Origin of the sequence: Methyloceanibacter sp. (assembly GCF_050728395.1) — a bacterium.
Taxonomy (GTDB): Bacteria; Pseudomonadota; Alphaproteobacteria; order Rhizobiales; family Methyloligellaceae; genus Methyloceanibacter.
In genome coordinates, this window is sequence record NZ_JBOHJB010000174.1 from 1 (window position 1) to 2,803 (window position 2,803).

Here is a 2,803-nt window from a genome sequence, read left to right on the forward strand (position 1 = left end):
GCTCAGGGCCCGAGCCCGCGATCCGATTGGCGCAGGAGCTGCGCCGGCAGGGCGTGACCGGACGGCTGGTCGCTGGCTCAACCGTCGGCGATTCGGAGCTTGCGCGGCGGATGGGCAATGACGGCAACGGCACGGTGATTCCCAGCACGTTCTACTTCGGCGTGAGCGACAGGGCAAAGAGCTTCGAGCAGGAGTTCGTCAAGCGCGCCAAGGCCGCCGGCCTCGAACGCTCGGCCGCTTCACAGTTCGACGCGGCAACCTATGACATCGTTCAGTTTTATGCCTACGCGATGAAAGAAGCCAACGTGACCGGAGATGCAGGCAAGCTCGCCGCCGAGCGCAGCGCCATTCGCGACAAGCTGCGCGCCATGAAAGACTATCCGGCGCTGGAAGGCCCCATCTCATTCGGCCAGAACGGCGACGCGCTCAAGCCGGTCTACGTCATCGAAATGCGGGGCGGCCAATGGAGCCTGATCGGGACGCACCCGGCGGGAAGTTGAGCTACTAGGGACGTGTCTTCAGTTAGTCGTCCCATTCTCAGGCGATAGGTCCCCTGGACCAGCGGGATTACTGGATGCCCCGCATGCGAGCCTGTGAAGAAATTCGCTTTCGGCAGTTTTTGTGATTCACTTCCGTTGCAAGCGGAGGTGATTCGATGACGAGCGAAGCGCGATTCATTGAGGCAGATCGATCTCAGACTCGATGGGACTTTATTGACCTTGAGGCGCTGCTGCCTACCGATCATCGCGCCCGCATCGTTATGAGCTTTGTCGAGAGCCTGGATCTCTCGGAGCTTTACGATGCCATCAAATCGCGTGAAGGCGAGCCCGGGCGTCCACCTCCGGATCCTGCGGTTCTCCTGGCACTGTGGCTTTACGCGACCATCGAAGGGGTCGGCTCGGCGCGACATCTCGAGCGGCTTGCACAGCGCGATGTTGCCTATCGATGGATCGCCGGCGGAGTGCCTTTGAATTATCACGGGCTTTCGGACTTCCGGGTAGGGCACGTGGAGGTACTCGACCGGCTGCTGAGCGAAAGCGTAACGGCCTTGATTGGCGAGGGGCTGGTGTCGCTCGCCGAGATCGCGATCGACGGCACCAAGGTGCGGGCGAACGCGAGTAATGACTCGTTCAAGACCGACACGAAGCTGGCGCGGGTGGAGGCTGCTGTGGAGCAGCGGCTTACGACGCTGAAGGCTGAAATCGAGCGCGATCCCGAGGCCTCTTCGCGGCGCAAGCGGGCATCGCAAGAACGTGCGGCGCGGGAGGTGAAGGAGCGCGCCGTGAAGGCGCGGGCGATCCTTGAGCAGGTGCGGGCTGAAAGGAAGGAGCGGGCGAAGAAACATCCGAAGGACGAGGCGAAGAAATCGGAGGCCAAAGTCTCGCTGAGCGATCCCGAGGCGCGCAAAATGCGCTTCCCCGACGGGGCGGTCCGCGCAGCTTACAATGCTCAGATCGCGGCGGCACCCAGCGAGGGCATTATCCTGTCCGTGGAGATGACGGATCGGCGCAATGATGCGGGACTGGCGGCGCCGATGGTGGACGACATCATCCGTCGCTATGGCAAGACACCAGAAAAGCTTCTGGTCGACACCCACTACGCGACGAGCGAGGACATCGCCGCCCTGGCCGAGCATGCGGCGGGTTCGGTGCAGGTATTTGCGCCGACGCCGACCGAGCGCGACAACATCAGTGCCAGGGCGCTCGCCAACCGCAAGAGCAAGCGAGCGCGGGAACCTGAGAGCGTGAAGGAGTGGCGCAGCCGGATGGGAACGCAAGCCGGCCAGGAGGTCTATAGACTTCGCAAGCTGATCGAGCGGATCAACGCCAACCTCAAGAACCATGGGTTCGGCTTTCTCTACGTTCGAGGGCTGATTAAGACCAAGGCGGTGATACTTTGGCATGCGCTTGCCAATAATCTAATGGCAGGCCATCGACTGCGGAAACAGGTCGCCTGATCCGCCCGATGAGTTTCGGGGAGGGCCAGGAAACGATGTAATGTAAGTGAAGCAAATCCGATGCGTCGCGTAATGAGCCGCAGTGCCGGCTTGGGCGGGACCGATATTCGGACCGTCACGCGCTGCGAGAAGGATGCAGCCCATTTCCTTCACAGGCTCGCATGCGGGGCATCCAGTAATCCCGGCCGGGGGGAGGGGGGTCGCAGCGAACCACCGGCAAGCGACTCAACCGCCGGGCCGTGATTACTGGATCGCCCGCCCGCAGGCGGGCGATGACACCCGAGATGGAAAATGCTGGTTGGAGACAGGCTCCAACGTTGCCGGCATAATCGGCAGCATGCCGTCCAATCTGGCGATGTCGAGCCATCCCATTTCCCAGTGCCGGAGCAACAGCATGCGCGCCATCGGCGATCGCTTCATGGCGCTCGTGCTTGCTTTCGGTCTCATCGCCGCCTCGACGGCGCTCTTGCGCGCGGAGCCGTACGCCGACGCACTCGCCCATTTCACCGCCGACAGCTTCGATGAAACCATCGAGGCGACCAACGCCGTCGCGGCCAGCGGGGATCCTTCCGCCGCCATAGTCATTGCAGCGCTGCAGGACGGTCGCCTCTTTTTCAGCGCGCAGACGAAGCAGGTGTTCATTCGCGACCGCTTCGACCAGTTCGTCGATGCTGCAACGGGCCAGGCCGCCGTTGCACCGCCGCCCGGCGATCTCGCGCCCGTGCGGCTCAATAACCGTCTGCGGCGCATCGTCGAGGCGGCGCTCGGCAGCCTGACCTTGATGGCGCCTGATCCGGGAAAGCGCCTGGAGGCGGCGCAAGCCGTGTTGCGGTCCAAGGACGCCAA

2 protein-coding genes and 1 pseudogene are annotated in these 2,803 nt (G+C 63.0%); all 3 read left to right on the forward strand.

From position 1 onward, the window contains the following. A partial coding sequence (locus tag ACREC7_RS16230) for an ABC transporter substrate-binding protein (RefSeq protein WP_431556727.1) occupies window positions 1-500 on the forward strand: 500 nt, incomplete at its 5' end. Between the two features lie 155 nt (window positions 501-655). Further along, window positions 656-1,957 carry an IS1182 family transposase gene (locus ACREC7_RS16235; RefSeq protein WP_431556728.1) on the forward strand — a complete coding sequence of 434 codons (1,302 nt, stop codon included), beginning with the start codon at window positions 656-658 and terminating at the stop codon, window positions 1,955-1,957. Window positions 1,958-2,294: 337 nt separating this feature from the next. After that, window positions 2,295-2,803 (forward strand): annotated as a pseudogene (locus tag ACREC7_RS16240) (hypothetical protein); the annotation flags it as partial.

Bases quoted from the DNA above. Each gene is read 5' to 3' on its own strand.
- ACREC7_RS16235 (WP_431556728.1), top strand. From the start codon at position 656: ATGACGAGCGAAGCGCGATTCATTGAGGCAGATCGATCTCAGACTCGA.